Origin of the sequence: Streptomyces sp. NPDC127106 (genome assembly GCF_042677605.1) — a bacterium.
Classification (GTDB): domain Bacteria; phylum Actinomycetota; class Actinomycetes; order Streptomycetales; family Streptomycetaceae; genus Streptomyces.
Genome location: NZ_JBHXTC010000019.1, coordinates 1 through 2,721, shown reverse-complemented (window position 1 = coordinate 2,721; position 2,721 = coordinate 1). Strand labels below are relative to the sequence as shown.

Annotated in this window: 1 rRNA gene (only partly in view); it reads left to right on the top strand. The window is 56.4% G+C overall.

Annotated features, from left to right (window positions below):
* Positions 1-2,721 (top strand): 23S ribosomal RNA (locus ACFVGY_RS17860) (its annotated part extends 240 nt beyond the left edge of the window); the annotation flags it as partial.

Below are 2,721 nucleotides of genomic sequence, written 5' to 3'. Positions count from 1 at the left end.
CGGCTTGCTTGCTCATCTCCCAAGTAGCACGGGGCCCGAGAAATCCCGTGTGAATCTGGCGGGACCACCCGCTAAGCCTAAATATTCCCTGGTGACCGATAGCGGATAGTACCGTGAGGGAATGGTGAAAAGTACCGCGGGAGCGGAGTGAAATAGTACCTGAAACCGTGTGCCTACAAGCCGTGGGAGCGTCGAGATCTTCGGATCTTCGTGACTGCGTGCCTTTTGAAGAATGAGCCTGCGAGTTAGCGGTGTGTAGCGAGGTTAACCCGTGTGGGGAAGCCGTAGCGAAAGCGAGTCCGAATAGGGCGATTGAGTTGCACGCTCTAGACCCGAAGCGGAGTGATCTAGCCATGGGCAGGTTGAAGCGGAGGTAAGACTTCGTGGAGGACCGAACCCACCAGGGTTGAAAACCTGGGGGATGACCTGTGGTTAGGGGTGAAAGGCCAATCAAACTCCGTGATAGCTGGTTCTCCCCGAAATGCATTTAGGTGCAGCGTCGTGTGTTTCTTGCCGGAGGTAGAGCACTGGATAGGCGATGGGCCCTACCGGGTTACTGACCTTAGCCAAACTCCGAATGCCGGTAAGTGAGAGCACGGCAGTGAGACTGTGGGGGATAAGCTCCATGGTCGAGAGGGAAACAGCCCAGAGCATCGACTAAGGCCCCTAAGCGTACGCTAAGTGGGAAAGGATGTGGAGTCGCAGAGACAACCAGGAGGTTGGCTTAGAAGCAGCCACCCTTGAAAGAGTGCGTAATAGCTCACTGGTCAAGTGATTCCGCGCCGACAATGTAGCGGGGCTCAAGCGTACCGCCGAAGTCGTGTCATTGCAGCAATAGGGCCAACGCCTGCTGTGATGGGTAGGGGAGCGTCGTGTGCCGGGTGAAGCAGCACCGGAAGGTAGTTGTGGACGGTTCACGAGTGAGAATGCAGGCATGAGTAGCGATACAAGAGTGAGAAACTCTTGCGCCGATTGACTAAGGGTTCCTGGGTCAAGCTGATCTGCCCAGGGTAAGTCGGGACCTAAGGCGAGGCCGACAGGCGTAGTCGATGGACAACCGGTTGATATTCCGGTACCCGCTTTGAAACGCCCAATATCGAGGCGAGCGATGCTAAGTCCGTGAAGCCGCCCTGATCTCTTCGGAGTTGAGGGGAGTGGTGGAGCCGACGAACCAGACTTGTAGTAGGTAAGCGATGGGGTGACGCAGGAAGGTAGTCCAGCCCGGGCGGTGGTTGTCCCGGGGTAAGGGTGTAGGCCGAGGGGTAGGCAAATCCGTCCCTCACATAAGGTTGAGACCTGATGCCGAGCCGATTGTGGCGAAGTGGATGATCCTATGCTGTCGAGAAAAGCCTCTAGCGAGTTTCATGGCGGCCCGTACCCTAAACCGACTCAGGTGGTCAGGTAGAGAATACCGAGGCGTTCGGGTGAACTATGGTTAAGGAACTCGGCAAAATGCCCCCGTAACTTCGGGAGAAGGGGGGCCACGCTTGGTGATGAGTCTTGCACTCTGAGCTGGGGGTGGCCGCAGAGACCAGCGAGAAGCGACTGTTTACTAAAAACACAGGTCCGTGCGAAGCCGTAAGGCGATGTATACGGACTGACGCCTGCCCGGTGCTGGAACGTTAAGGGGACCGGTTAGCTCCATTTCGGTGGGGCGAAGCTGAGAACTTAAGCGCCAGTAAACGGCGGTGGTAACTATAACCATCCTAAGGTAGCGAAATTCCTTGTCGGGTAAGTTCCGACCTGCACGAATGGCGTAACGACTTCTCGACTGTCTCAACCATAGGCCCGGTGAAATTGCACTACGAGTAAAGATGCTCGTTTCGCGCAGCAGGACGGAAAGACCCCGGGACCTTTACTACAGTTTGATATTGGTGTTCGGTTCGGCTTGTGTAGGATAGGTGGGAGACTTTGAAGCAGCCACGCCAGTGGTTGTGGAGTCGCCGTTGAAATACCACTCTGGTCGTGCTGGATGTCTAACCTCGGTCCGTGATCCGGATCAGGGACAGTGTCTGATGGGTAGTTTAACTGGGGCGGTTGCCTCCCAAAGGGTAACGGAGGCGCCCAAAGGTTCCCTCAGCCTGGTTGGCAATCAGGTGTTGAGTGTAAGTGCACAAGGGAGCTTGACTGTGAGACCGACGGGTCGAGCAGGGACGAAAGTCGGGACTAGTGATCCGGCGGTGGCTTGTGGAAGCGCCGTCGCTCAACGGATAAAAGGTACCCCGGGGATAACAGGCTGATCTTCCCCAAGAGTCCATATCGACGGGATGGTTTGGCACCTCGATGTCGGCTCGTCGCATCCTGGGGCTGGAGTCGGTCCCAAGGGTTGGGCTGTTCGCCCATTAAAGCGGTACGCGAGCTGGGTTTAGAACGTCGTGAGACAGTTCGGTCCCTATCCGCTGTGCGCGTAGGAATATTGAGAAGGGCTGTCCCTAGTACGAGAGGACCGGGACGGACGAACCTCTGGTGTGCCAGTTGTCCTGCCAAGGGCATGGCTGGTTGGCTACGTTCGGGAGGGATAACCGCTGAAAGCATCTAAGCGGGAAGCCTGCTTCAAGATGAGTATTCCCACCTCCTTGAGAGGGTAAGGCTCCCAGTAGACGACTGGGTTGATAGGCCAGATGTGGAAGCCCGGTAACGGGTGGAGCTGACTGGTACTAATAGGCCGAGGGCTTGTCCTCAGTTGCTCGCGTCCACTGTGTTAGTTCTGAAGCAACGAAC